Genomic DNA, 24,378 nt, shown 5'->3' with positions numbered 1-24,378 from the left:
GAGCCATGGGGCTCATTCGAACGGCGATGCTGGCGCTCGGCGTCCTGCTGGCGGTCGGCGTGCCGGAGGCCCGGGCGCAGACCGGCAACCCCACCAATGACGCGCTGCTGGCCCGCAACGAGGCCGGGCGGAGGGAGGCCTTCCGCAGCCTGCTGACGCAGAACCGCTACGCCTGCGCGGAGGTGACGGTGCTGTTCCAGGCGGGACTCGACCCGCGGCGCACCGCCTATTGGGACCTGTCCTGCCGGGATGGCGGCCCCTGGCGCATCGCCATCCCCGCGGAACGCTGGGCGACGCCCACGCTGAATGCCTGCGGCCAGGGTGCCGGCCCGGCGGCCGGGCCCTGCTTCCGCGGCCTGGCCAACAACGCGCCCGGGCTGGCGGCGGCGGCCGCCGCGCCCCCGGCGTCCTGCCGCACCGCCTGCGACAGCCAGCCGCAGAGCCTGCAGAATGCCTGCCTGGCGCGCTGCGCCAGCGGCAGCACCATCCAGGCCTCGGCGCCGGTCGGCGCCACGGCCGCGGCGGTGCGCGGGCGCTTCGGCTTCATCTACACGGCGGAACCGCCCTCCACCGCCTTCGGCTTCTCCTCCGGCAAGACGGACCGGCTGGCGGCGAACATGGACGCGATCCGCGCCTGCGAAGCCGTGGCGGGACGCAACCAGTGCCGCGTGGCCCTCGATTTCCCCAATGCCTGCGGCGCGCTGGTGCAGGCGCTGACGACGCCGCCGGTGCAGGTCCGTCGCCTGGCCAGCGGCGTCGGCCAGACGCGCGAACAGGCGGAAGCGCAGGCGCTGAACACCTGCCGCCTGGCGGAAGCCGCCAGTTCCAGCATCAGCTGCCGCATCGCCATCTCGGGCTGCTGACCCATGCGCCCCGTCCCCCTTTTCCGGAGCCACGCCATGCGCCGCGCCCTTCTCGGATTCCTCGCGCTGGCCGGCATCGGCATCACCGCGCCAAGCCAGGCCCAGACCCCGATCCTCGATGGCGTGCGGCAGCGCGGCGAGGTCCGCTGCGGCGTCTTCGGGCTGCTGCCCGGCTTCTCCGCCCCCGATGCCCAGGGCGTGATGCGTGGGCTGGATGCGGATTTCTGCCGCGCCGTGGCCGCCGCCGCGCTGGGGGATGCCGGCAAGGTCCGCTTCGTGACGGCGCCGAGCCTGGCCGCGAGCCTCGAATCGGTGGAGACGGGCGCGGTCGACATCCTGTCGAGCAACCTGACCGCGACGGCGCTGCGCGATGCCGGGCGGAACCTGGTGCCCGTCGGCGTGCTGCTGCATGACGGGCAGGGCGTGATGGTGCGCGCCGATGCGGATATCGCGGCCTTCCGGCAGCTGGAAGGCAAGCGCATCTGCGTCGCCGCCCCGGCCGTGGATGGCAGCCTGGCGATCCTGCACAACGCCGCCACGCGGGCCGGCATCGCCATAACCCCCGTGCCGGTGGCGCAGGGCGGGCCGGCGCTGATCGCGGCCTTCCGCGCGGGCGATTGCGATGCGGTCTCCGCCGATGCGGCCGCACTGGCCACGCTGCGCGCCACCGACCTGCCGAACCCCGCCAGCGCCGTGGTGCTGCCGGAACGGCTGAGCCGGGAACCGCTGACCCCCTTCGTGCCGGGCAACGACAATCGCTGGCGCCAGATCGTCACCTGGACGCTGCACGCGCTGGTGGCGGCGGAGGAGCTGGAAGTGACGAGCGGCAACCTCGACACCGCGATCCAGTCCGACAACACGGAAACGCGCTTCCTGCTCGGCCTCGATCCCGGGCTGGGCCAGGCGCTGGGGCTGGCGGATACCTGGGCGCTGGAGGCGATCCGCCAGGTCGGCAATTACGGCGAGATCTTCGACCGCAACCTGGGCGAGGGGTCCGCCATCGGGCTGGATCGCGGGCTATCGGATCTGTGGCGCCGTGGCGGGCTGCTCTACCCCTATCCCTTCCGCTGATCCGGCTGGACGGGGCCGGGGCCGTCGCGCCAGATAGCGCCATGGCCGCCGCCCCGCCCCCCGAAAGCCCGAAGCCCCGCCCGACCCGGGCGGAGGCGATCGCCGCGCAACTGGCGGATGACATCGTCGCCGGGCGCCTGAAGCCCGGCGCGGCGCTGGATGAGGCATCGCTGGCGGCCCAGTTCTCCGTCAGCCGCACCCCGGTGCGGGAGGCGCTGCGGCAGTTGGCGCCCACGGGGCTGGTGCAGGCGGTGCCGCGGCGGGGCTGCGTGGTGGCGGTGCCGGATGCCGCGCAGCTGGCGGAGATGTTCGTGGTGATGGCGGAGCTGGAGGCGATGGCCGCCGCCCATTGCGCCATGGCGATGACCCCGCATGAGCGCCGCGGGCTGGAGCGGCAGATCGCGTCCATGGCGGGGATGGTGCGGGCGGGCGATGTCTCGGCCTATCGCGCCGCCAATGTCGCCTTCCATCACCTGATCTATGCCGGCGCCCATAACGGCTACCTGACGGAGATCGCCACCGCGACGCGCCGGCGCCTGGCGCCGTTCCGGGCGGCGCAGCTGGAGGCGCCGGACCGGATGCGGAAGTCGCATGAGGAGCATGTGGCGATCGTGACCGCGATCCAGCGGGGGGATGCGGCCGGGGCGGCGGCGGCGCTGCGGGCGCATATCGGCGTGACGGAGCGGACCTGGATCGCGATGGCGGGGTCGCGGCGGCCGGATGCTGCCTGACGAATAGGCGGGCGGGCTGGGCTTGCATGCACGGGGTGATGGGTCCGGTCACCTGATCTGCCCGTTTTTCAGGCGCAATGGGCCTCTTCGCCGCGCGTTGCATACACGGTGGCCGGTGCCGGCGCCGCCATCGCCTTGATCGGCAAGGGAAAGGCCGCGCGGCACGCGGTTTGCTGATGGGGGCTCGATGACCCTCGTCCTTCCTTCCCCCCGATGACCGCGCTGCCCGCCAGCATCGCAGCCCTGCACGCCGCCTATGCCGGTGGCCTGGCGCCCGCCGCCGTCATGGCGGGGCTGGAGGCGCGGCACGCCGCGCTGGGCGACCCCGGCATCTACCTGTCCCGGCCCTCAACGGCGGCGATCGCCGCCGCCCTGGCCGCCCTGCCGCCCTTCGATCCCGCGCGCTACCCGCTCTGGGGCGTGCCGGTGGCGGTGAAGGACAATATCGATGTCGCGGGCATGCCGACCACGGCGGCCTGCCCGGCCCATGCCTACAGCCCCGCGGAATCGGCGCCGGCGGTGGCGCGGCTGGTGGCGGCGGGGGCGATCATCACGGGCAAGACGAATCTGGACCAGTTCGCGACGGGGCTGGTCGGCGTGCGCACACCGCATCCCATCCCGCGCAATGCCTGCGCGCCGGACCGTGTGCCGGGCGGGTCCTCCAGCGGCTCCGCCGTCGCGGTCGCGCAGGGGCTGGCGCTGCTGTCGCTGGGGACGGACACCGCCGGTTCCGGCCGCGTGCCGGCGGCGCTGAACGGGCTGGTGGGGCTGAAGCCGAGCGTGGGCGCGATCCCGTCCCGCGGCGTGGTGCCGGCCTGCCCGAGCCTCGACTGCATTTCCGTCTTCGCGCGCAGCGTCGATGATGCCTGGGCCTGCTATGCCGTGATGGCGGGGGCGGATGACCGCGATCCCTGGTCGCGGCCGATCGAGCTCGGCACGCCGGGCGCGGCGCTGACCCGCCTCGGCATTCCGCGCGCGGCGGATCTGCACCTTGATGGGTCGGCGCAGCGCGCGGCCTGGGATGCGGCGCTGGCCCGGCTGCCCGCCGGGGTGACGCTGGTGGAGCGCGACCTCACGCCCTTCCTCGAAGTGGCCCGCCTTCTGTATGAGGGCGCCTTCGTGGCGGAGCGGGACGCCGCCTTCGGCGCGCTGGTGCCGCCCGAGGCGATGCACCCCGTGACGCGGCGGATCATCGCCGGCGCGGCGCGCTTCACCGCGACGGACGCCTTCCGCGGCCTGCACCGCCTGGCGGAACTTCGCCTGGCGACCCTGCCGGCCTGGGCGGGGATCGACGCGCTGCTGGTGCCGACCGCGCCGAATTTCCCGACGCTGGCGGAACTGGAGGCGGACCCGATCGGGCCCAATGCGCGGCTCGGCACCTACACCAATTTCGTGAACCTGCTGGATCTGGCGGCACTCGCCGTGCCGGCGCCGCTGCGGCCGGACGGCCTGCCCTTCGGCGTCACGCTGATCGGGCCGCGGGCCAGCGACGCCGCGCTGGCCGCCACCGGCAGCGCCTTGATGGAGGGCTTCGCGGCATGATCGAGATCGCTGTCGTCGGCGCGCATCTGTCCGGCATGGTGCTGAACCCGGAACTGGTGCGGGAGGGTGCGGAACTGCGCCGCGCCGTGCTGACCGAGCCCTGCTACCGGCTTTTCGCGCTGGCCGGCGGGCCGCCGAAGCGGCCGGGGCTGCTGCGCGTGGCCCAGGGCCACGCCATCGCGACGGAAGTCTGGGCTCTGCCCGAGGCCGGCTTCGGCCGCTTCGTGGCCGGCATTCCCGCGCCGCTTTGCATCGGCACGCTGCGCCTGGCCGATGGCACCACGCCCAAGGGCTTCCTGGTGGAGCCCGAGGGGCTGGCCGGGGCCACCGAGATTTCCGAATTCGGGGGATGGCGCGCCTTCATCGCCAGCCTCGCAACCGCCTGAACAGGGAGAACCGAACAATGATCCGTCGCCGCCATATCCTCGCCGGGGCCACCGCGCTGGTCGCCGCGCCCCACATCGCCAATGCGCAGGCGCAGCGCACGGTCCGGATGGGGTCGCTGCGCCTCATCCATTCCATGACGCCGCATTTCTATGAGCGTTTCGCGCCGGCGAACCTCCGGATCGAGATCACGACCTTCGACAGCCCAACGGATGGCAAGAACGCGGTCGTGACGAACTCCGTGAATTTCGGCGGCTTCGGCATCGCGGCGGCGCTGCTGGGCGGCGCGGCGGGCGAACCTGTCGTCGTCGTCGGCGCCTTCTGCAACAAGGGCATGGGCGTGGTCGCCAAGGCCGGCACGCCGATCCGCACCATCGCGGATTTGCGCGGCCGTCGCGTCGGCATCTGGCCGGGTTCGACGCAGGAGGTCTTCATCCTGGAACGCCTGCGCCAGACCGGCATGACGGTGCGCGACATCACCAGCGTCCGCGTGCCCTTCGGCGAGATGCACGCCATGCTGGCCCGTGGTGACATCGACGCCTATGTGGGCGCGGAGCCGGGGCCGGGGCTGTCGATTTCCTCCGGCGTCGGCCAGCTGGTGGAATACCCCTACGGCACCGCGATGGGCGGGCTGAACATGATCTTCGCGACCAGCGAACAGCAAATCGCGCAGGACCCCGCGCTGGTGCGCACCATGCTCGGCATCCATCGCCGCGCCAGCGAATACATGATGGCGAATCCGCGGGAAGTCGCGGACGCGACCGTCCGCATCCTGGGCGCGCCCCGCGCCGCCGTGGAACACGCGCTGGCGGCGAACAACGTCGAATACATCTGGAAGCTGGACGACACCGTGCTGGGCCAGGCGCGCGCCTATGCGCAGCAGATGCTGGAGATGCGGCAGATCCGCCAGCTGCCGAACTTCAACACCTTCCTCAACCCGCGCTTCTCCAACGAAGTCGCGACGTCGTAAGGAAGCGGTGCGATGGCCGAGGCATTGATCGCGACGGCGCCCGCCGCCGTGCCCACGCGCAGCGCGGGGCGGCGCCTGGCGAAACGCCTCGGCCCCATCGCGCTGTCGCTGGTGGTGCCGCTGCTGCTGCTGCTGGGCTGGCACCTCGCGGTGAAGGCGGGGATGACGCGGTTGATCCCGTCACCCGCCGATGTTGCCGAATATATGGTGGATTTCGCGGTGGGGGGCATCTGGGATGATGCCTTCTCCGCCACGCTCCATCTGCACCTGCTGGCCAGCGCGTCGCGCGTCTATGGCGGCTTCCTGCTGGCGGCCGCGGTGGCGGTGCCGCTGGGGCTCCTCATCGGCAGGATCGACCTTGTGAGGCAGTTGCTCGATCCGTTCCTGCAGTTGATGCGGCCGATCCCCGTCACGGCCTGGCTGCCGCTATCCATGATCCTGTTCGGGCTGGGGCCGAAATCGGCCTTCTTCCTGGTCTTCCTCGGCGCCTTCTACCCCATCCTGCTGAACACCATCTTCGGCGTGAAGAATGTGGAGCCGCGGCTGTTCGAAGCGGCCTCCATGCTCGGCTGCCGCGGCAATGCGCAGTTCTTTCGCGTGGTGCTGCCCGCCGCGCTGCCTTCCATCTTCACGGGGCTGCGGCTAGGCCTCGGCCTGGCCTGGTTCGTGATCGTGGTGGGGGAGATGACGGGCGTTCCGCAGGGTCTTGGCGCCGTCATCATGGATGGGCGCACGCTGAGCCGCACGGAGCTTGTGATCTGCGGCATGATCGTCATCGGCATCGCCGGCTTCGTCAGCGACCGCGTCGTGGTCATGCTGATGAACCGCGCCCTGCGCTGGAGCCCCATGCATCGTGGCTGAGATCCCCATCCTCGACATCAAGCATGTCGGCAAGACCTACACGCTGGGCGATACGCGCATCGAGGCGCTGCGCGACGCGAACCTCACCGTGAAGAAGGGCGAGTTCGTCTGCCTGATCGGCGCCTCCGGCTGCGGCAAGTCCACGCTGCTGCGCATCGTGGCGGGGTTCGAGCAGCCGACGACCGGCGATGCGCTGATGTGGGACAAGCCCATCCAGGGACCGGCACCCGATCGCGGCATGGTGTTCCAGGATTACGGCCTGTTCCCGTGGTTGACGGTGCGGGAAAACATCGGCTTCGGGCCGAAGTCACGGGGACGGCCGAAATCCGAAGTGGCCGAGACGGTCGAGCGTTTCGTCAACCTGATCGGCCTCACGCGCTTCGCGGATGCGCATCCGCACCAGCTCTCCGGCGGCATGAAGCAGCGCGTGGCGATCGCCCGCGTGCTGGCGAATGACGCGGAGGTGGTGCTGATGGACGAGCCCTTCGGCGCGCTGGATGCGATGACGCGGGAGCGGCTGCAGGACGAATTGTTGGAGCTGTGGCAGCGCACGGGGCTGACGGTGCTGTTCGTGACCCATTCGATCGAGGAGGCGATCTTCCTCGCCGACCGGGTCGTGGTGATGGAGCCGGGGCCGGGGCGGATCGCCAGCGAGCACCGGATCGAATTGCCGCGGCCGCGCGACGTCTCCTCCCCGGAATTCAACGAGGTGCGGCGCGAACTCGGTGCGCGGCTGCACAGCCATCACGCGAAGAAGGCGGCATGACCCGACTGGCATCGGTGCATCGGGTCCCGATGCGCCATCCCGCCGACATGGCGGGGATCGAGGCGCTGTTCGCGGCGCGCGCGGTGGACCCCGCCCATATTGTCGCGATCCTCGGCAAGACCGAGGGCAATGGCTGCGTCAACGATTTTACGAGAGCCTACGCCGTCTCCGCGCTGGCGACGATGCTGGCGGCGCATCTCGGCACCACGCCGGCGGTGGTGGCGGAACGCGTGGCGATGGTGATGTCGGGGGGAACGGAGGGTGGGCTCGCGCCGCATTTTATTCTGTTTGCCGTGACGGAGACGGATGCGGCGCCGACCGGCGCGCTGGCCATCGGCACCGCCTTCACGCCGGAATTCCGGCCGGAGGAACTGGGCCGGATGGCGCAGGTGGAGGCGACCGCGGCCGCGGTTCGCGCCGCCATGGCGGATGCGGGAATTTCGTCAGTCGCCGATGTCCACTACGTCCAGGTGAAATGCCCGCTGCTGACCAGCGAACGCATCGCGGAAGCCGAGGTGCGGGGCGCGACGGTGGCCACGCATGACACCTATCGCTCCATGGGCCTGTCGCGCGGGGCCTCCGCGCTCGGCGTCGCGCTGGCGCTGGGGGAGGTGGCGGCGGAGACGCTCTCCGACGCCGTGATCGGTGAGGATTTTCGCCTGTGGTCGGGCGTGGCGAGTGCCTCGGCGGGTGTCGAATTGACGCGGAACGAGATCGTCGTGCTGGGCAACAGTGCCGCCTGGGCCGGTGGGCTGCGCATCGCGCATGATGTGATGCAGGACGGGATCGATTTTCCGGCCATCCAGCGCGCGCTGTCGGCGGCGGGGCTGGCGGCGCCGGGGCAGTTGACGGAAGACCAGCGCGGGCGGCTGGCGGCGCTGCTGGCGAAGGCGGAACCCTCCTCCACCGGGCGCATCCGCGGCAACCGCCACATCATGAACGATGACAGCGACATCAACGCCACGCGGCATGCCCGGGCGCTGGTCGGCGGCGTGGCCGCGGCGGCGACGGGGCGGACCGACCTGTTCATTTCCGGCGGCGCGGAGCATCAGGGCCCCGATGGCGGCGGGCCCGTCGCCGTGATCGTGGAGTCCTGACCATGCGTCCCGAACAACGCCTGCGCTACGCGGCACCCCAGGACCGCCCGCCGACCGCGCTGCCGGGCGGGGCGGAACTCGCGATCTGGCCGGTGGTGAATGTCGAGCATTGGCTGATCGACAACCCCATGCCCCGCCAGGTGCTGAGCCCGCCGACCGGGGCCGCGCTGCTGCCGGATGTCGCCAACTGGGCGTGGCATGAATACGGGATGCGCGTCGGCTTCTGGCGGTTCCTCGACGCCTTCGCAAGGCGCGGCATCCGCCCGACGCTGTCGATCAACGGCAATGTCTGCAACGAATATCCTCGCGTGGCCCAGGCCGCCCACGATGCCGGCTGGGAATTCATGGGCCATGGCTTCGTGCAGGTGCCGACGCACCGGGAGCCCGATCAGCGCGCGATGATCGCCCGCACCGTCGAGGCCATCACGCGATTCACGGGGGCGCCGCCGGTCGGCTGGCTCGGGCCGGGGCTGACGGAGACGCTGGAAACGCCGGACCTGCTGGCGGAGGCCGGCATCCGCTACATCGCCGATTTCGTGGTGGATGACCTGCCGGCACGGCTGAAGACCGCGGCCCGGGAGGTGCTGACCATGCCCTACAGCGTGGAGTTGAACGACATCCCCATCGCCATGATCCAGCACCATGACGAGCAGGAACTGCCCCGCCGCGCAAGGCTGGCGGCGGCGCGGCTGCTGGCGGAGAAGGGGCCGAAGGTGATGTGCTTCGCCATCCACCCCTACATCACCGGCGTGCCCCACCGCATCGGCGCGCTGGAGGCGATGCTGGACGATCTGATGGCCATGCCGGGCGTCTGCTTCATGCAGGGCCGGGAGATCATGGACTGGTACCGCGCCAGCGGGGACCCGACCTAGATTTTGGCAGCGGGATGGGGGATGGAATGCCCCCATGAAGCTGCTCCTCATCAACGCCAACACGACCGAGGCCATCACCGATCGCCTGGTCGCCATCGCGCAGGGCCTGGCGCCGCCTGGTATGACCGTGGCCGGTGCCACGGGGCGCTTCGGCGCGCGCTACATCGCCAGCCGCGCGGCGGCGGCGGTGGCCGAACACGCGACGCTCGATGCCTTCGCGCAGCAGGGCGGGGATGCCGATGCGGTGCTGATCGCCTGCTATGGCGACCCGGCGCTGGATGCGCTGCGCGAATTGTCCTCGGTTCCGGTGCTCGGCCTCGCGGATGCCACCGCGCAGGAAGCCTGCCGGATCGCGCGGCGCTTCGGCGTGGTCAGCGGCGGCGCGGCGTGGAAGCCGATGCTGGAGGAGTTTCACCAGCGGCGCGGCTATGGGGAGCGCCTTTCGGGGGTGCGGAGCATCGTGCCCACGGGCGGCGACATCGCGCGCGATCCCGATGGCGCGGTGGCGTCGCTGATGAAAACCTGCCGGGATTGCGTGACGCTGGATGGGGCGGAGGCGGTGGTGCTGGGCGGCGCGGGGCTGGCGGGCCTCGCGGCGCGGTTGGCGCCGCTGGTGCCGGTGCCGGTGCTGTGCTCGGTGGAGACGGGCATCCGCGCGGCATTCGCGGCCATGGGCCATGCGCCCATCGGCGTGGGCACGGCGCACACGCCGGTGGAGACGGTGGGGCTGTCGGACGCGCTGGCGAAGCGGCTGTCCTAATCCTTCGCGAAGCGGCGCTTCAGCGGGATGGCGGCCAGCGACAGCGCCGCCAGGCCGCAGAGCGCGCCGATGATCTGCGGCGTCAGGATGCCGCGGATCTCCAGCGTGCCGCCGGCATCCAGCACGGAACCGAGCCCGGCGCCGGCCAGGCTGAACACCGCCGTGGCGGGCAGGATTCCGACCAGCGTCGTCACCACGAAGACGGGCATGCGAACCCCCGCGAAGGCGGGCACGAGGTTCACCAGGAAGAAGGGGAACAGCGGCACCAGGCGCAGCACCAGCAGATAGGGCCCGGCATCCCGCCGCAGCCCCGCCGCCAGCTTCTGCGCGACGGGGCCGAGGCGATCCAGCGCATCGGCGCCGACGATCCGCCGCGCCAGCAGGAAGACCAGCGCGGCGCCGATCGTCGCCGCCACCACCGTCAGCGCCGTGCCCGCGAGGGCGCCGAAGAGGAACCCGCCCGACAGCGTCAGGATCACCGCGCCGGGGACGGAAAGCGCGACCGCGGCCGCATAGGCCAGCACGAAGCCGCCGGCGGCCAGCAGCCAGTTCGCGGCGACGAAGCCCGTCAGCGCGGCGCGGTGGCGGGCCAGCGTGTCCAGCGACAGCAACTCGCCGAGGCCGGTGAAGCGCAGCGCCACGAGCGCCGCGACCACGGCCACGCCCATCCAGAGTTTCCTCGATCGCATCATGCCCCCTGGTACTTCGCCATGAAGCGGCGGTCGATCCGGTCCTTCAGCCACCAGGCGGCGCGGCCGCCGGCGACGAGGCCGTTGCGCGTGCCCAGCGCCCGGCCATCGCCGAGCGAGAGCAGCACCAGCCAGTCCTTTTGCGGGCGATAGGGGCCGGGCGCGCGGCCTTCCGCCACGGCGCGCAGGTTGCGGGCCAGGATCGGGCCTTGCCGGACGGCGACCACGCCGGCCTTGGGCAGGGGAAGCGGGTCGAAGCTGGCGCAATCCCCCACGGCGAAGACATCGTCGCGGCCGATGGCGCGCAGGCAGTCATCCACGCGGAGGAATCCGGCGCGGTCGCGCGCCAGACCGGTCTCGGCCAGCCAGGCCGGGGCGGCGGCGCCGGTGGCCCAGAGAACGGCATCGAGCGGCAGGGGCGGGGAGCGGGCGAAGCCCAGCCCCTCGGCGAAGACCTCCGCCACATCATCGCCCTGGTGGCAATCGACGTGGCGCCCGGCCAGCGCGGCGGTGACGCGGCTGCGCAATGTCTCGGGGAAGCCCGGCAGCACGCCGGCGGTGCCGGCCACGAGAACGACGGTGGCGGCCGGCAGGCGCGCGCGAAGGGCGAGCGCGACCTCCACCCCCGCCGCGCCGGCGCCGACCACGCCGATGCGGGCAGGGGGGGCTGCCAGCAGGGCGCGCAGGCGCGGCAGCAGCGCGTCGATGGGCTTGAGCGGCAGGGCATGGGCGGCGGCGCCGGGGATGCGGGCGGTGTCGGGCGTGGCGCCGGTGTCCAGCGACAGCAGGTCGAAGGGCCGGGCCTCCCCGCCCGCGCGGTGGACCCGCTTCGCCGCCAGGTCGATGCCGGTGGCGCGGTCGATCAACGCCTCCGCCCCCGCCCGCGCGGCCAGGGCGCGCACATCGATCAGCGCCTGGTCTTCGCGGTACAGGCCGGCGATGACGCCGGGGAGCATGCCGGAATAGGGGGACATCGCCTCCCGCGTCAGCAGCGTGATGCGCCATCCCGGCAGCGGGGAGGCGGCGAATTGGTGCAGCACCTCCACATGCGCGTGGCCGCCGCCGACCAGCATCAGGTGCCTCTGCATCGCGCCCCGTGGTGTCACAGGGCGCGATGATAGCGGGTTGCTACTCCGCCGGCACCAGCCCGGGCGGGACCGGCGCAGGCTTCGTGACCTGGCGCCGGGGAAGGGACAGCCCGTTCATCGCCGGCACCACCAGCAGCGTGGCCAGCGTGGCCAGCGTCAGCCCGCCGATCATCGCCACCGCCATCGGCCCCCAGAAGACGGAGAGCGTGAGCGGCACGAAGGCCAGCACGGCGGCCAGCGCCGTCAGCACCACCGGCCGCGCGCGGTGGACGCTGCTTTCGATGATGGCGCGGCGCAGATCCATCCCGGCGGCGAGGTCCTGCTGCACCTGGTCCACCAGGATCAGCGTGTTCCGCATCACCATGCCCGCCAGCGCGATGACGCCGAGCAGCGCCACGAAGCCGAAGGGCTGGTCCATCAGCAGCAGCGCCGCGGCGGCGCCAGGGATGCCGAGCGGCGCGGTCGCCACCACCAGCGCCACGCGGCCGAAATGCCGCAGCTGCACCATGAGGATCAGCAGCATCGTGCCGACCATGAAGGGGAAGAGGGCGAAGAGGCTCGCATTCGCCTTGCCCGATTCCTCCGCCGCGCCGCCAGCCTCGATCCGCATGCCGACGGGCAGGGTGGCGGAGAGCGCGTCCATGGCGGGCAGCGCGGCCGCCGTCACGTCCGGCGCCTGCAGGCCCGGGGCGATGTCGGCGCGGACCGTCAGGAACCCCTCCCGGTTGCGGCGCCAGAGGATCGGCTCCTCCATCACGGGCTCCAGCCGCGCGACCTGGGACAGCGGCACGGGGCCGGCGGCGGTGACGAGGGTGAGGTCGCCGAGATTGTCGAGCGACCCGCGCTCCGCCGCCGGTGCCCGCAGCACCACGTCGACGAGGCGCGCGCCCTCGCGCAACTGCGTCGCGGTGACGCCGGAGAGCAGCGACTGCATGGATTGCGCGACCGCCTGGGGGGAGAGGCCGAGCTGCACCACGCGATCCTCATCCAGCACCAGGCGGAGGGAGGGTGCGCGTTCGCCCCAGGCGAGCTGCACGTCCCGCGTGCCGGGCACCTGGCGCAGCGTTTCCATCACGCGCTCCGCCTGTTCGCGCAGCTGCACGGGTGTGCCTCCCATGACGCGGAACTGCACGGGGAAGCCGACAGGCGGTCCGAAATCGAGGCGGGAGACACGCACCCGCGCTTCCGGCACCGCGCCGCTGTCCACATAGGCGATCAGCTTGTCGCGGAGGCGTTCGCGGGCGGGCACGTCGCGCGCCTGGACGATCAGCTTGCCGAAGGCCTCGTTCGGCAGGTCGGGGTTCAGCGCCAGGAAGAAGCGGGGCGCGCCGGCACCGACATATTCGGTGTGCATCACCGCATCGGGATCATCCGCCACCTGCGCGGCCACGCGCATCACGGCCTGGCGCGTCGCCTCATACCCCGCGCCCTGGCGGAGGTTCACGTCCACGAGCAGTTCCAGCCGGGCGGAGGTGGGGAAGAACTGCTTCTTCGTCATGCCCATCCCGACGAAGCCCGCGCCGAGCATCGCGACGGTGGCGAGCATGACGACATGGCGGTGGTCCACGCACCAGCCGACGAGGCGCCGCAGCAGGGTGTAGAAGCGGCCTTCATACTGATGGTCATGCGCCACATGGTGCTTCGGCACCGGCAGCAGCTTCACGCCGAGCCAGGGGGTGAACCACACCGCGACCAGCCAGCTTGCCAGCAGCGCGCCGCCCACCACCCAGAAGATGCCGCCGGCATATTCGCCGGAGGTGGAGGCCGCGAAACCCACCGGGATGAATCCCGCCATCGTCACCAGCGTGCCCGACAGCATCGGCCCCGCCGTGCTGCCCCAGGCGAAGGCGGCGGCCTTCGCGCGGTCCCAGCCTTCCTCCAGCTTCACCACCATCGCCTCGATCGCGATGATCGCGTCATCCACCAGCAGGCCGAGGGCCAGGATCAGCGCGCCGAGCGAGATGCGTTCCAGCTCCGTCCCCCAATAGGCCATCAGGATGAAGACGGCGGCCAGGGTGAGGGGCACGGACAGCGCCACGATGATGCCCGCGCGGAAGCCGAGCGAGAGGAAGGACACCAGCAGCACGACGCCCAGCGCCACGACGAACTTGGTCAGGAACTCCGCCACGCTTTCCTGCACGATCTGCGGCTGGTTGGAAATCAGCTGCAGGTCGAGCCCGGCCGAGAGATCCTGCCGGATGGCGGCGAGTTCCATGCGCAGGCTGTCGCCCAGCGCCAGCACGTTGAAGCCGCGCTGCTTGGCGACCGCGATCAGCACCGCCGGCGCGCCATCATGGAACACCGCGCTGGAAGGCGGGTCCGCCAGGCCGCGCGTGACGGTCGCGATGTCGCCGAGGCGGATGGTGCGGTTGTCGCCGGCGCTGACCGGCACCGCGCGGATCGCCTCCAGCCCATCGAGCCCGCCGCCGACGCGGAGATGGACGCGGAGGTTGCCCGTCTCCACCACGCCGGCCGGGGCCACGGGGTTCTGCCGTGCCAGCGCATCGAGGATGGCGGAGGGCTGGATGCCGAGCGTGGCGAGGCGCGCATGGCTGGCCTCGACATGGATGCGGCTCTCGATCTCGCCCTGGATCGCGACCTTCTCGACGCCGGGGATGCGCAGCAGGCGGAGGCGGATCTGCTCGGCCTGGCGGACCATCTCCGCATTGTCGGCGCCGGTGAGCGCCAGGACGGCCGAATAGACGTCGGAGTATTCATCGTTGAAGAAGGGGCCGCGCACGCCGGCGGGCAGCGTGTTCGCGATGTCGCCGACCTTCTTGCGCACCTGGTACCAGAGGCCCGCGACCTCCCGCGGCGGGGTCGTATCCCGCAGGATCACGGTGGTGACGGAGGAGCCGGGGCGGGTGAAGGTCTCCACGCGGTCGAGATGGGGCAGGTCCTGCAACCGGCTCTCGATGCGGTCCGCGACCTGCGCCTGCATCTCCTCCGCCGTCGCGCCGGGCCAGGCGGCGCTGACGATCATCAGCTTGAGGGTGAAGGATGGGTCCTCCGCCCGGCCGAGGCGCATATAGGCGCCGGCACCGGCGAGCGCGAGCAGCAGGATGGCGAAGAGGGTCAGCGCGCCGTTGCGCACGCCCCAGGCGGAGAGGTTGAAGCGGTCCATGGCGTGGGCCCTCAGCGCAGGGTGGCGGCGAGGCGGGACTGGACGATGCGGACCCGCTGGCCGGGGTCCAGCACCTGCGGGCCCATGGCGACGACCTTGTCGCCCGGCGCCAGCGGGCCTGCGAGTTCGACGGTGGTTTCGGACATCGCGCGGATTGTGACGGGCACGGCCTCGATCCGCCCGGCATCCAGCACGCGCCAGACCATGGGCCCCTGGCCGCGGTCATGCAGCGCGGTGAGGGGCAGGGTGGCGGCGGCATCGCGCGCCACGGCCAGGCGCACTGTGCCCGTCATGCCGAGGGCGACCCAGTCCGGCGCCTCCGGCAGCGCGAAGCGGACGGCGTAGGTGCGCAGCGTCGCATCGGCCTGGGGGGCGATTTCCCGGATGGTGGCGGGCAGGGCCACGTCGGGGCGCGCCCAGAAGCGGGCTTCCGCGCGGGACTGCGCCAGGCCGGGGAGGGCGGATTCGGGCACGCGCACCAGCAATTCGCGCTCCGCCGGGTCCGCCAACCGCAGCACCGCCTGGCCTTCCGGCACCACCTGGCCGGCTTCCGCCAGCAGCGCCGTGACGAAGCCCGGGGAGGGGGCGCGGAGCGTGGTGTAGGACAGGCGGTTGCGGGCGAGGTCGAGCTGGGCGCGGGCGGAGATCACGCGTTCCGCCGCCGCGCGGGCGGCCGCCTGGCGCTGGTCATCCACGGCCTGGGAGACATGGCCTGCGGCCAGCAGGGAACGGCCGCGCGCCGCGTCATTGGCCGCCTGGCGGGACTGCGCCTCCGCCGAGGCGAGGTCGGCTTCCGCCGCCCGCAGGCTCAGCGCGAGGTCGGCGGGGTCGAGCGTCGCGAGCACCTGTCCGGCCTCGACCAGCTGCCCGACCTCCACCAGCCGCGTCGCGATCCGGCCGCCTGTGCGGAAGCCGACATCCACTTCCCGGCGCGCGCGGACCACGCCGGTATGGGCGGTGACGGCCTCCGCGCCGGAAAGACGGACTTCGGCGACCTGGACGGGGCGGGGCTGTGGCGGGGCCGAGTCGTCGGCGGAGGCCTCCCCCTTGCAGGCCGCGAGCGGGAGAAGGAACAGCAGGGCGGCTGAACGGCGGGCCAGGGGCAAGGACAGTGCGGGCATGGGACCTCTCCCGATCGGGGTGGTCCCAGTATGGATATGGAGTGACGAAAGTCAATAATCGTCAGTCGGTATCCGTCAGGGGCGGAGGGCGCGGAGGAGGAGGTCCACCATCGCCTCCAGATCCTGGGCGAGTTCGGTGTCCGACTTGATATTGGCCATGCATTCCGCGATCAGGCCGGGGTGGGTGAAGGCGAGCGTGGCCTGCTTGATGGATTCGGCGGTCTTCTCGGCGTCGAAGCCGCCGAATTCGCCGCTGGCGAGGCCATCCATCAGCACGTGGCGGATGGCGGTCTGGACGCTGTGGATGAAGCGTTCCACCGCGTCCCAATGCTCCGCCATGGCGGCCGTCACCATGTCATGCAGCCGCCTTTCGCTGAAGAACAGGGCGATGTGGCGCTGGTGCATGGTCCGCAGCAGCAGGCGCAGACGCTCGGACGGCGTGCCGGGGCCGCGGGCGATGGTCCAGGTCTCGGCCTCCACGCTGCCCATCATACGCGAGGCGATGGCCTCGTTGATCGCGGATTTGGACGCGTAGAAGCGGTAGATGTTGGCGGGCGACATGCCGAGTTCGCGGGCGATGTCGGCCACCGCGGTCTTCTGGTAGCCCATGGACCGGAACAGCGCCTCGGCCGTGTCCGCGATGCGGCGGCGGGTTTCCTCCGCGCTAGCGCCGCGGCGGGTGGGTTGGTCGATGGTATTCATGACGAATAACGTAATTCATCAGTCATAAAATTACCAGCCTCCCGCTTCCGTCTTTTCAGGGTCCACCGAACGGGTGAGACTGCCGGGCATGAACAGCCCCTACAGCTTCGACCACCTCCACCTCCGCAGCCCGGACCCGGAGGCCGCCGCCGCCTTCTATGTCTCGGCCTTCGGCGCTTCGATCAAGGCCCGCATGACGCCGGGCGGCCGGGTGCGGGTCGTGATGGACCTGCATGGCGTGCCGGTCTTCATCGAGGAAGTGCCGGCGGGCACCCATGCGCCGCCCAAGCCGCCCTTCCTCGGCATCGAGCATATCGGCCTGACGGTGCAGGACATGGACGCCGCGGTGGCCGACCTGGCCGCCAAGGGCGTGGCGCTGCTGGACGGGCCGCGGGAAGCGCGGCCGGGCGTGCGCATCGCCTTCTTCGCCGCGCCGGATGGCGTGCAGGTGGAACTGATCGAGCGGAAGGGGTGACCCCCCGCCCGCGATGACCACGCGCTGGCCACCGATCCTGGCGATCCTGGCCGGCGGCATCCTGGGCGCCGCGCAGATCGGCAAGGTGCCGGCGGCGATGACGACCATCGGCGCGGAATTCGGCCTGGGCCTGGCGGGGGCGGCGCTGCTTGTCTCCCTGTTCGCGCTGATGGCGGCACTCGGCGGGCTGGCCATCGGCCTGGCGGCGGCGCGGATCGGGCCGAACCGGGCGCTGCTGGCGGGGCTTGGCATCGGCACGATGGCCGCGGGCGCGGCGGCGCTGGCGCCGGGGCCGGCGGCATTGCTGGCCGCGCGCGTCGCGGAGGGCGCGGGCTTTCTCCTGCTGACCGTCGCGGCGCCGGGGCTGATCGCGGGGCTCGCCACGGCGAGGGACCGGGCGACGGCCATGGCGATCTGGGGGGCCTATATGCCGCTCGGCGTCGCACTCGGCTTGGCGAGCGCGCCGCTGGTCGCGGCCTTCGGCTGGCGGGTGGCCTGGGGGGCGCTGGCCGCGTTGCTGGCGCTGGCGGGGATCGCCTGCTGGCGGATGGTGCCCCGGGCCCCCGTGGCACCGACCGGTGCGTTTCAGCCGATGGGGCAGCAGGTGCGGGCGCTGGTGGCGGCGCGGCGGCCGCTGCAGGTCGCCTCCGCCTTCGCCACCTACAACATCATGTATCTCGGCATCGCGGCCTTCCTGCCGGCGCGGCTGGAAAGCCTGGGCGCCGGGACGGGCATGGCGGGCGTGGCGGCGGCGGTGGCGGCGCTGGCCAATGCGGGGGGCAATCTGGCGTCGGGCGTGCTGATGGCGCGCGGCGTGGCGGCGGAAAGGCTGGTGGTGGCCGGCGCGGTGGCGATGTCCGTCACGGCGGCCGGCGTCTACCTTGTGCCCTCCGCCATCGCGGCGACGGCGCTGGCGGTGCTGGCCTGCGGAGTCGGCGGGCTGGTGCCGGCTTCCTGCTTCGCCATCCTGCCGCGCGCGGTGCCGGCGCCCGCGCTGGTGGCGCCGGCGGTCGGGCTGGTGATGCAGGGGAACAACCTGGCGCAGTTGTTGGCGCCGCCGGCGATCGGCGCGCTGGCCACGATCGCCTGGCCGCTGGCGGCATTGCCCCTGCTGGCGGCAGGGTTGCTCGCCGCGCTGGCAGGGCGTGCGCTGACACGCTGAGTATACGCCGCGCGGGCCTTTTCGCGCGCGCGGGCAACGCATAGCGTGCGTGGCTCGCGGCCGTCACGGCTGCGCCCATCATCGACGAAGGGAGCATCCATGAATCGCCGCCACATCTTCGGCCTTGCCGCCGGCGCCGCCGCACTGCCCATGCTGGGTTCCGCCGCGCAGGCGCGGCCGCTGGACCAGATCCTGTCCACCAGGCGGCTGCGCGCCGGCATCAACCCGACGCTACCGCCGATGGGCCTGTTCAACGAGCGCAACCAGATCGACGGCTTCGACGCCGACATCGCGCGGGAGATCGCGCGACGGATGAATGTGGAGCTGGAGATCGTGCAGGTCGGCAGCCCCGACCGCATTCCCTTCCTGCAGTCGGACCGCATCGACATCGTGCTGGGCTCCATCACCCGCACCGTGGAGCGCGCGCTGGTCATCGACTACACCGTGCCGCTGCACACCCAGTCCATGGTGGTGCTGACGAAGCAGACCGGGACGGCGGTGCCGATCAACACGCCGGCCGACCTCAACAACCGCGCGGTGCGGCTGGTGCAGGTGCGGGGCACCGTGGGCGTGCCCTGGATCCAGGCCAATGCGGCGCAGGCGCAGGTCACGCTGCTGGACAACTACCCCGACTGCTTCCGCGCGCTGGCGCAGGGGCGTGCCGATGCGATGGTGGATGTGGCGGAATCCATCGTCATCCCGATGCGCAACTTCCCGGTGCAGTGGAAGATCCTGGACCAGGTGCTGGCCAGCTTCTGGGTCGGCATCGGCGTGCAGAAGGGCAATTACGCGCTGCGCGATGTGCTGAACGTGATCCTGTTCGAGCTGCATCGCACCGGCTTCGTGAACACGACGTGGGAGAAGTATTTCGGCGTGCCGATGACGACGCCGATCCCCTTCAACCCGATGTTCTGATCATCGCGCCTCCGCCTGCTCCCTCCCCCGCTGTCGCGGGAGAGGGTCAGGGTGGGGGTCGCGCCCAGCGGCGAAAGCGTATGACAGCGTGACCCTCCAATACGGCCAGGTATGGCAGTACCTGCCCGATTTCCTGCTAGGCGCGCTGACCGCGCTGTGGATCGCGGCCGTCGCCTTCGCGGGCGGGCTGCTGATCGGGCTGGTCGGTGCGGCGGTGCTGAGCTTCGGGCCGCGCGCGGCGCGCATCCCGGTGATCGCCTATGTGCGCTTCTTCACCTATACGCCGCAGCTCGTGCAGATCTTCTTCCTGTTCTTTGCGCTGCCGGAGATGGGCATCATCCTCTCCCCCGTCGCGGCGGTACTGATCGGCATGACACTGAATGCCGGCGCCTACCTCACGGAGATCGAGCGCGCGGGGTTCGAGAGCGTGCCGCGCGCGGAGCTTGATGCCGCGGAGACGCTGGGCTTCAGCCGCGCGCAGACGGTCTGGTACGTGATCGCGCCGCATGTCGTCCGGGCACTCTATCCCGCCTTGTCCAGCCACTACATCATCATGACGCTCGGCACTTCCATGGCCGCGATCTTCGGGGTGGAGGAGCTGACCGGACGCGCGCTGAACGCGAATGCGATCAGCTTCCGGTCCGTCGAGATCTTTTCCATCGTCGCCGTCATCTACATCGCGCTGACCGTCATCGCCTCCGCCCTGCTGTGGCTGGTGGGGCGCTGGCTGTTCCGGGTGAAGGCGAAGGTGTTCTGATGTCGGCCTGGGACATCATCCTGATGGAGGCCCCCAGGTTCTTCACCTGGTGGAACATGAAGTTCCTGCTGGAGGCGCTGGGCAACACGCTGCTCGCCTCCGTCGCGGGATGCGGGATCGGCTACGCGATCGGCTTCGTGATGGCGGTGCTGCGGCTGCCCCAGGTGATGCCGGTGGCGCCGGTGCGGGCGGCGTCCATTCTCTGGGTGGAGGTGTTCCGCCGCATCCCCTTCCTGGTGCTGCTGCTGCTGGTCTTCTTCCTCAGCCAGTTCGCCAAGGTCGAGGCGCCGCTCTGGGTCATCGCCGTCACCGCGGTGGCGCTGCGCATGTCGGCGCTGGCCGCGGAGAATATCCGCGCGGGGTTCGAGACGGTGAAGCGCACGCAGTGGGAGGCGGCGCTGACGATGAATATCGGCGCGCTGACGACGATGTGGCGGATCATCCTGCCGCAGAGCTGGCGGGTGATCCTGCCGCCCTCCATCGTGCATGTGCTGTCGATGGTGAAGGAGACGTCGCTGGTCAGCCAGATCGGCTTCATCGAGGTCACCTTCGCCGCGAAGATGCTGACGCAGCGCGGTTTCTCCGCGCTGCTGACCTATGGCACGGCGCTGGTGCTGTATTTCTGCGTGAGCTTCGTGCTGGCCAATCTCGGCCGCTACGCGGAGAGGCGCCTCACAAGCCGGAAGCCTTCATCGCTGCCCGCAGCATAGCGGTTTCCTCGCCTTCCACGGGCGGCTGGGGCGGGCGGATGGCGGGGCAGGGGATGATGCCCATCTCGACCAGGCAGAATTTCAGCCGCGCGGTGGCGCGGCCACCGGGAGGCGCGCCGTAGATCGCCTCCGCCAGCGGTTCCAGCTGTTCGTGCAGGGCGCGGGCAGCGGGGAGGTCGTTGGCGCGGACGGCAGCGTCCAGCGCCACGATCTCATCCGGCATCAGATCGGCGAGCGAGACCAGCGATCCGTCGGAGCCATGGACGTAGCAGGCAAACAGGTGTTCGTCGCCGGAAGCGCAGACCGCGACATCGGGGCGCTTCGCGCGCACCTGGCGGCGCAGCGCGTCATAGCCATCGACCTCCCAGCCACCCTCCTTGATGCCGACGACTTCCGGGATTTCCAGCAGCGCGTCGAGCGTGGCCGGCGGAAAACCCATGCGGCCGGCGGCGTGGTGGGCCTGGAACAGCCAGATGGGCATCCCTGGCACGGCATCGCGGATGGTGCGGTGATGGAGGACCGACTGCGCGGTGGAGTGGGCGAGGGCGAAGCTGTTGGGGAGGAAGACCATGATGGCGTCGGCGCCGGCGTCGCGTGCCTCCCGCGCCTCGGCCGCCGCTTCCAGGCTGCTCTCGGCATTCACGCCGGCGACGACGATGCGGGTGGCGCCGACGGTCGCGACCGTGACCTCCACGGCGCGCTTCTTCTCGGCGCGCCTCATCACGAAGTTCTCGCCGGCATGGCCGTTCATCAGCACGCCGGCGATGCCATCGCGCAGCGTGCAATGCGCGGTGTGGCGGGCATAGGCGTCCCAGTCTGGCGAGAAGTCAGCCCGCATCGGCAGGACGGTGGAGGGATAGATGCCGTGGAACCGGGAAGAACCTTCGGGGATCATGCGGCCTGGTCCTTCGCCAGCAGGCGGTCGATGGGAAACAGCGGCAACTCCGGCGCCTGGCCGCAGATGGCCTGGGCCAGGAGTTTCCCCATATAGGGGCCGCTGGTGTAGCCGGAATGGACGCTGCCGATGATCCAGGCATCCGGCACGCCGGGGATCGGGCCGATGGCAGGCAGGGCATCCGCCGTCTCGGCCTCCAGCCCCAGCCAGGACCGCACCACGCGCGCATCGCGCAAGGCGGGGATGGTGTGGGCGGCGAGGCGCACATTGCCGAGGAAGCTGTCCGGCTTCACCGCCAGGCCGCCGCGTTCGCGATCCCCGATCCCCTGCCAGCCGCCACCGATCAGCACCGTGCCATTGGCGTATTGCTTCAGGCTGAGCAGGCCGGAGGCGACGCCGAGCACGGTGCGCATCACGGGCGGCAGGCGTTCCGTCACGACGAGTTGGTTGATCAGCACCTTGATCGGCAGCGTGATGCCGAGCCAGGCCGCCATGTCCTGCAGCCAGACGCCACCCGCGAGCACCACGCGCGTGGCGCGCAACTCGCCCGCTTCCGTGTCGATGGAGAAGCCGGGCTGGATGCCGCGCACCGCCGTGTCCTCCCGCAACTCGACGCCGGCGTTCAGCAGCGCGGGGCGGAAGGCGCGGCCTGTCAGATAGGCGCTGGTGAATCCGTCGATGGGGCAATGGCCGGCCAGCAGCGCCTTGTCGGAGAGGCCGGGCTCGATCTCTCGCGCCCGGGCGGTGCTGACGATCTCGATCGGCGCGCCGGCCTGGCGGCGGAAATGCGCGCGTTCCTCCAGCATGGCGATCTCATGCTCGGTGAAGGCGACGGAGAGGCCGGGGCAATCGACGGCCTGCACATGCCCCCCATCGCACCATTCCGCCATGCGCATCCACATCTCATGCGCGCGCAAGGCGTAGGGGACGAGCGCGGCGCGCGTCATCTGCATGGTGAGCGTGCCGGCATTGACGCCGGAGGCTTCGCGGCAGATGGCGCCGCGGTCCAGCAGCACGGTCTTCATGCCGGCGCGCGCCAGGTGCAGCGCGGTGCTGCAGCCCATCACGCCAGCGCCGATCACGGCGACATCGAAGGGCGCGCTCATATCGGGGCGGGCCTCGGCACGGGGATGTCGGCATAGTCGAAATCGCCGAGCAGCGCGTCCATCGCGACGGGGCGCAGCGGCACGCGGCCGGTGGCGAAGCCGGCCTTCTCCCGCCCGCCGACCCTGGCGGCGACGAGTTCCGCCGCGGCTTCCCCGCATAGCCGCCCCTGGCAGGGCCCCATGCCGCAGCGCGTGAACTGCTTGACCTGGTTCATCGCGGTGGCGCCGTCCTCCACCGCGGCTTCGATCTGGGCGCGGGTCACGCCCTCGCACCGACAGATGATCGTCTCCGGCGGGATGGCGGCGACCAGCGCCGGGCGCAGCGCCATCATCCGCGCCATCGCGCCACCGGCGCGGGAGGCGCGGGCGAAATCCGCGGCGGGGCTGGCGCGCGACGTGGCGTGGCTGGCCGCGTCGATCAGGCCGAGGTCCCGCAGCGCCGCCAGCGCGGCCACGCGGCCGGAAGCCGGGGCGGCTGCCGCGCCACGGACGCCCGATCCATCGCCGCAGGCGTAGAGCAGCGGGATGGAGGTGCGGCGATCCTCGTCCAGCACGGGCACCCAGCCACCGGATTCCGCGACGTAGCGATGCGCGGCGCGGAAGGCGCGCGTGGCCTCCGTGGCGGGCACCAGGCCATGGCCGATGGTCAGCGCATCGCAGTCGAAGACGCGGTAATCGCCGCCGGCGAGCGGCGCCACGCGAACCCGCTGGAGCACGCCCACGCCCTCCGCGGCGACGATGCGGTGCGCGGCCAGTACGGGAACACCCTTCAGCGTCAGGCTCGCGCGCCAGGCGGCGCCGCGGGCCAGCAGATCCGGCCGCGCCATCAGCGCGGGCAGTGCGGCGATCCATTCGCTGGTGGCGGCAAGGTCCACCACCGCGGCGACCGTCGCGCCCGCCTTCGCGAGTTTCGCCGCCACGGCATAGAGTAGCGGCCCCGCCCCGGCCACCACCACGCGCCGCCCGGGCAGCACGCCATTCGCCTTCAGCAGGATCGTCGCCGCCGCCAGGCCCAGCACGCCGGGCAGCGTCCAGCCGGGGAAGGGGATGATGCGTTCATGCGTGCCGGTCGCCAGCACCAGGGCGCGCGCTTCCGTGATGGTGTTGCTGCCATCGGGCGCCAGCGCATCCAGGCGGAAGGGGGCGGCGGCCTCCCCCAGCGGCACCAGCGGCCCGCCGCCGACGCCCCAGACGCGATGGCCCGTCCTGACCACGGCATTGCTGGCGGCGAGGGCGGCGCGGAGCGCATCGCCCTCCGCGCGATCCGCGTCGCGCGGCATGGCGTAGCCGGCGGGGGCGGCGCGATAGACCTGGCCGCCGGGCGCGGGGCTTTCGTCGAACAGCACGACGCTGGCGCCGCGCTGTGCGGCCTGCGTCGCCGCGGCCATGCCCGCCGGCCCGGCGCCCAGCACTGCGATATCGATCATGCCGGCGCGACCAACATGCCCGCGCGCACGGGCACGAGGCAGGATTGCGCGAGGCGCCCATCCACGCGCACCAGGCATTGCTGGCACACGCCCATCATGCAGAGCGCGGCGCGGGGACGCGCGGGGTCCAGGCCCTCGCCAAGTCTGCGTATACCGGATGCGATCAAGGCGGCGGCGAGGCTTTCGCCCTCCGGCGCGCGCAGTTCCACGCCATCGAAGGTGAAGGCGACGGGTGCGGGGCGCGTCATGCCCGCGATGCGAAGATCATCTGCCACGCTTGTGAGCATATC

At 71.6% G+C, this 24,378-nt stretch carries 25 protein-coding genes; 16 read left to right on the top strand and 9 right to left on the bottom strand.

The window, feature by feature from the left end:
- Positions 1-5 precede the first annotated feature (5 nt).
- The 11 genes from BM041_RS17575 (at position 6) to BM041_RS17530 (ending at position 9,917) form a co-directional block, all read left to right on the top strand.
- Positions 6-863, top strand: coding sequence for a DUF4189 domain-containing protein (locus tag BM041_RS17575; protein WP_175534000.1), 858 nt, complete (start codon positions 6-8; stop codon positions 861-863).
- Between the two features lie 36 nt (positions 864-899).
- Positions 900-1,934: a transporter substrate-binding domain-containing protein gene (locus BM041_RS17570; RefSeq protein ID WP_175533999.1), complete on the top strand. Its 1,035-nt coding sequence runs from the start codon at positions 900-902 to the stop codon at positions 1,932-1,934.
- Between the two features lie 41 nt (positions 1,935-1,975).
- A complete protein-coding gene (locus tag BM041_RS17565; protein WP_092961166.1) occupies positions 1,976-2,665 on the top strand; it encodes a GntR family transcriptional regulator in 690 nt (229 codons plus the stop codon).
- Positions 2,666-2,878: 213 nt separating this feature from the next.
- Positions 2,879-4,207: an allophanate hydrolase gene (gene atzF / locus BM041_RS17560; protein WP_245762140.1), complete on the top strand. Its 1,329-nt coding sequence runs from the start codon at positions 2,879-2,881 to the stop codon at positions 4,205-4,207.
- Positions 4,204-4,593, top strand: coding sequence for an allophanate hydrolase-related protein (locus tag BM041_RS31420; RefSeq protein WP_245762139.1), 390 nt, complete (start codon positions 4,204-4,206; stop codon positions 4,591-4,593). Before atzF ends, BM041_RS31420 begins: the two co-directional genes overlap by 4 nt.
- Before the next feature lie 17 nt (positions 4,594-4,610).
- On the top strand, positions 4,611-5,561 hold the full coding sequence (locus tag BM041_RS17555) for an ABC transporter substrate-binding protein (protein ID WP_092961165.1): 951 nt from the start codon (positions 4,611-4,613) through the stop codon (positions 5,559-5,561).
- 12 nt (positions 5,562-5,573) lie between these two features.
- Entirely contained in the window at positions 5,574-6,422 is an 849-nt protein-coding gene (locus BM041_RS17550; protein ID WP_092961164.1) for an ABC transporter permease, read from the top strand.
- Positions 6,415-7,188 (top strand): ABC transporter ATP-binding protein, encoded by a 774-nt coding sequence (locus BM041_RS17545; protein WP_092961163.1) that lies wholly within the window; start codon positions 6,415-6,417, stop codon positions 7,186-7,188. Before BM041_RS17550 ends, BM041_RS17545 begins: the two co-directional genes overlap by 8 nt.
- Positions 7,185-8,285 carry a cyanuric acid amidohydrolase gene (gene atzD / locus BM041_RS17540; RefSeq protein ID WP_092961162.1) on the top strand — a complete coding sequence of 367 codons (1,101 nt, stop codon included), beginning with the start codon at positions 7,185-7,187 and terminating at the stop codon, positions 8,283-8,285. Before BM041_RS17545 ends, atzD begins: the two co-directional genes overlap by 4 nt.
- Before the next feature lie 2 nt (positions 8,286-8,287).
- The gene (locus BM041_RS17535; protein ID WP_092961161.1) at positions 8,288-9,157 is read left to right on the top strand and encodes a polysaccharide deacetylase family protein; all 870 of its coding nucleotides are present in this window, start codon (positions 8,288-8,290) and stop codon (positions 9,155-9,157) included.
- 34 nt (positions 9,158-9,191) lie between these two features.
- A complete protein-coding gene (locus tag BM041_RS17530; protein WP_092961160.1) occupies positions 9,192-9,917 on the top strand; it encodes an aspartate/glutamate racemase family protein in 726 nt (241 codons plus the stop codon).
- Here BM041_RS17530 and BM041_RS17525 read toward each other — a convergent pair.
- The 5 genes from BM041_RS17525 to BM041_RS17505 all read right to left on the bottom strand — a co-directional run bounded on the left by BM041_RS17525 (position 9,914) and on the right by BM041_RS17505 (position 16,641).
- A complete protein-coding gene (locus tag BM041_RS17525) occupies positions 9,914-10,585 on the bottom strand; it encodes a TVP38/TMEM64 family protein (protein WP_245762138.1) in 672 nt (223 codons plus the stop codon). The two genes, BM041_RS17530 and BM041_RS17525, sit on opposite strands and share 4 nt — an antisense overlap.
- Positions 10,586-10,605: 20 nt before the next feature.
- Positions 10,606-11,694 carry an FAD-dependent oxidoreductase gene (locus tag BM041_RS17520; RefSeq protein ID WP_092961158.1) on the bottom strand — a complete coding sequence of 363 codons (1,089 nt, stop codon included), beginning with the start codon at positions 11,692-11,694 and terminating at the stop codon, positions 10,606-10,608.
- Positions 11,695-11,734: 40 nt separating this feature from the next.
- Positions 11,735-14,818: an efflux RND transporter permease subunit gene (locus BM041_RS17515; protein ID WP_092961157.1), complete on the bottom strand. Its 3,084-nt coding sequence runs from the start codon at positions 14,816-14,818 to the stop codon at positions 11,735-11,737.
- Between the two features lie 11 nt (positions 14,819-14,829).
- Positions 14,830-15,939: an efflux RND transporter periplasmic adaptor subunit gene (locus BM041_RS17510; RefSeq protein ID WP_092961156.1), complete on the bottom strand. Its 1,110-nt coding sequence runs from the start codon at positions 15,937-15,939 to the stop codon at positions 14,830-14,832.
- A gap of 75 nt (positions 15,940-16,014) precedes the next feature.
- The gene (locus tag BM041_RS17505; protein WP_092961155.1) at positions 16,015-16,641 is read right to left on the bottom strand and encodes a TetR/AcrR family transcriptional regulator; all 627 of its coding nucleotides are present in this window, start codon (positions 16,639-16,641) and stop codon (positions 16,015-16,017) included.
- Positions 16,642-16,729: 88 nt separating this feature from the next.
- Here BM041_RS17505 and BM041_RS17500 point away from each other — a divergent pair, with 88 nt between their 5' ends.
- The 5 genes from BM041_RS17500 to BM041_RS17480 all read left to right on the top strand — a co-directional run bounded on the left by BM041_RS17500 (position 16,730) and on the right by BM041_RS17480 (position 20,660).
- Positions 16,730-17,116: a VOC family protein gene (locus tag BM041_RS17500; protein ID WP_092961154.1), complete on the top strand. Its 387-nt coding sequence runs from the start codon at positions 16,730-16,732 to the stop codon at positions 17,114-17,116.
- A 13-nt stretch (positions 17,117-17,129) separates the two neighbouring features.
- Positions 17,130-18,278, top strand: coding sequence for an MFS transporter (locus BM041_RS17495; protein WP_092961153.1), 1,149 nt, complete (start codon positions 17,130-17,132; stop codon positions 18,276-18,278).
- A 99-nt stretch (positions 18,279-18,377) separates the two neighbouring features.
- A complete protein-coding gene (locus tag BM041_RS17490; protein ID WP_092961152.1) occupies positions 18,378-19,193 on the top strand; it encodes a transporter substrate-binding domain-containing protein in 816 nt (271 codons plus the stop codon).
- A gap of 88 nt (positions 19,194-19,281) precedes the next feature.
- Positions 19,282-19,950 carry an amino acid ABC transporter permease gene (locus tag BM041_RS17485; protein ID WP_092961151.1) on the top strand — a complete coding sequence of 223 codons (669 nt, stop codon included), beginning with the start codon at positions 19,282-19,284 and terminating at the stop codon, positions 19,948-19,950.
- The gene (locus tag BM041_RS17480; protein ID WP_092961150.1) at positions 19,950-20,660 is read left to right on the top strand and encodes an amino acid ABC transporter permease; all 711 of its coding nucleotides are present in this window, start codon (positions 19,950-19,952) and stop codon (positions 20,658-20,660) included. Before BM041_RS17485 ends, BM041_RS17480 begins: the two co-directional genes overlap by 1 nt.
- Here the strand turns inward: BM041_RS17480 and BM041_RS17475 are convergent.
- From BM041_RS17475 to BM041_RS17460, 4 genes are read right to left on the bottom strand one after another with little or no spacing between them, the layout of a single operon-like run.
- On the bottom strand, positions 20,623-21,555 hold the full coding sequence (locus BM041_RS17475; RefSeq protein ID WP_092961149.1) for a dihydrodipicolinate synthase family protein: 933 nt from the start codon (positions 21,553-21,555) through the stop codon (positions 20,623-20,625). The genes BM041_RS17480 and BM041_RS17475 overlap by 38 nt on opposite strands.
- Positions 21,552-22,661: an NAD(P)/FAD-dependent oxidoreductase gene (locus BM041_RS17470; protein WP_092961148.1), complete on the bottom strand. Its 1,110-nt coding sequence runs from the start codon at positions 22,659-22,661 to the stop codon at positions 21,552-21,554. Before BM041_RS17470 ends, BM041_RS17475 begins: the two co-directional genes overlap by 4 nt.
- Positions 22,658-24,088 carry an FAD/NAD(P)-dependent oxidoreductase gene (locus BM041_RS17465; protein ID WP_092961147.1) on the bottom strand — a complete coding sequence of 477 codons (1,431 nt, stop codon included), beginning with the start codon at positions 24,086-24,088 and terminating at the stop codon, positions 22,658-22,660. Before BM041_RS17465 ends, BM041_RS17470 begins: the two co-directional genes overlap by 4 nt.
- Positions 24,085-24,363: a (2Fe-2S)-binding protein gene (locus tag BM041_RS17460; RefSeq protein WP_245762137.1), complete on the bottom strand. Its 279-nt coding sequence runs from the start codon at positions 24,361-24,363 to the stop codon at positions 24,085-24,087. The genes BM041_RS17465 and BM041_RS17460 overlap by 4 nt, the downstream gene beginning before the upstream one ends.
- Positions 24,364-24,378 lie beyond the last annotated feature (15 nt).

The organism is Falsiroseomonas stagni DSM 19981, assembly GCF_900114315.1.
Taxonomy (GTDB): domain Bacteria; phylum Pseudomonadota; class Alphaproteobacteria; order Acetobacterales; family Acetobacteraceae; genus Falsiroseomonas; species Falsiroseomonas stagni.
Note: the sequence above shows the minus strand (reverse complement) of the source record. Positions and strands in the feature narration are given on the sequence as shown.

Bases quoted from the DNA above. Each gene is read 5' to 3' on its own strand.
- BM041_RS17575 (WP_175534000.1), top strand. From the start codon at position 6: ATGGGGCTCATTCGAACGGCGATGCTGGCGCTCGGCGTCCTGCTGGCG.
- BM041_RS17570 (WP_175533999.1), top strand. From the start codon at position 900: ATGCGCCGCGCCCTTCTCGGATTCCTCGCGCTGGCCGGCATCGGCATC.
- BM041_RS17565 (WP_092961166.1), top strand. From the start codon at position 1,976: ATGGCCGCCGCCCCGCCCCCCGAAAGCCCGAAGCCCCGCCCGACCCGG.
- atzF (WP_245762140.1), top strand. From the start codon at position 2,879: ATGACCGCGCTGCCCGCCAGCATCGCAGCCCTGCACGCCGCCTATGCC.
- BM041_RS31420 (WP_245762139.1), top strand. From the start codon at position 4,204: ATGATCGAGATCGCTGTCGTCGGCGCGCATCTGTCCGGCATGGTGCTG.
- BM041_RS17555 (WP_092961165.1), top strand. From the start codon at position 4,611: ATGATCCGTCGCCGCCATATCCTCGCCGGGGCCACCGCGCTGGTCGCC.
- BM041_RS17550 (WP_092961164.1), top strand. From the start codon at position 5,574: ATGGCCGAGGCATTGATCGCGACGGCGCCCGCCGCCGTGCCCACGCGC.
- atzD (WP_092961162.1), top strand. From the start codon at position 7,185: ATGACCCGACTGGCATCGGTGCATCGGGTCCCGATGCGCCATCCCGCC.
- BM041_RS17535 (WP_092961161.1), top strand. From the start codon at position 8,288: ATGCGTCCCGAACAACGCCTGCGCTACGCGGCACCCCAGGACCGCCCG.
- BM041_RS17530 (WP_092961160.1), top strand. From the start codon at position 9,192: ATGAAGCTGCTCCTCATCAACGCCAACACGACCGAGGCCATCACCGAT.
- BM041_RS17525 (WP_245762138.1), bottom strand. From the start codon at position 10,585: ATGGGCGTGGCCGTGGTCGCGGCGCTCGTGGCGCTGCGCTTCACCGGC.
- BM041_RS17520 (WP_092961158.1), bottom strand. From the start codon at position 11,694: ATGCAGAGGCACCTGATGCTGGTCGGCGGCGGCCACGCGCATGTGGAG.
- BM041_RS17515 (WP_092961157.1), bottom strand. From the start codon at position 14,818: ATGGACCGCTTCAACCTCTCCGCCTGGGGCGTGCGCAACGGCGCGCTG.
- BM041_RS17510 (WP_092961156.1), bottom strand. From the start codon at position 15,939: ATGCCCGCACTGTCCTTGCCCCTGGCCCGCCGTTCAGCCGCCCTGCTG.
- BM041_RS17505 (WP_092961155.1), bottom strand. From the start codon at position 16,641: ATGAATACCATCGACCAACCCACCCGCCGCGGCGCTAGCGCGGAGGAA.
- BM041_RS17500 (WP_092961154.1), top strand. From the start codon at position 16,730: ATGAACAGCCCCTACAGCTTCGACCACCTCCACCTCCGCAGCCCGGAC.
- BM041_RS17495 (WP_092961153.1), top strand. From the start codon at position 17,130: ATGACCACGCGCTGGCCACCGATCCTGGCGATCCTGGCCGGCGGCATC.
- BM041_RS17490 (WP_092961152.1), top strand. From the start codon at position 18,378: ATGAATCGCCGCCACATCTTCGGCCTTGCCGCCGGCGCCGCCGCACTG.
- BM041_RS17480 (WP_092961150.1), top strand. From the start codon at position 19,950: ATGTCGGCCTGGGACATCATCCTGATGGAGGCCCCCAGGTTCTTCACC.
- BM041_RS17475 (WP_092961149.1), bottom strand. From the start codon at position 21,555: ATGATCCCCGAAGGTTCTTCCCGGTTCCACGGCATCTATCCCTCCACC.
- BM041_RS17470 (WP_092961148.1), bottom strand. From the start codon at position 22,661: ATGAGCGCGCCCTTCGATGTCGCCGTGATCGGCGCTGGCGTGATGGGC.
- BM041_RS17465 (WP_092961147.1), bottom strand. From the start codon at position 24,088: ATGATCGATATCGCAGTGCTGGGCGCCGGGCCGGCGGGCATGGCCGCG.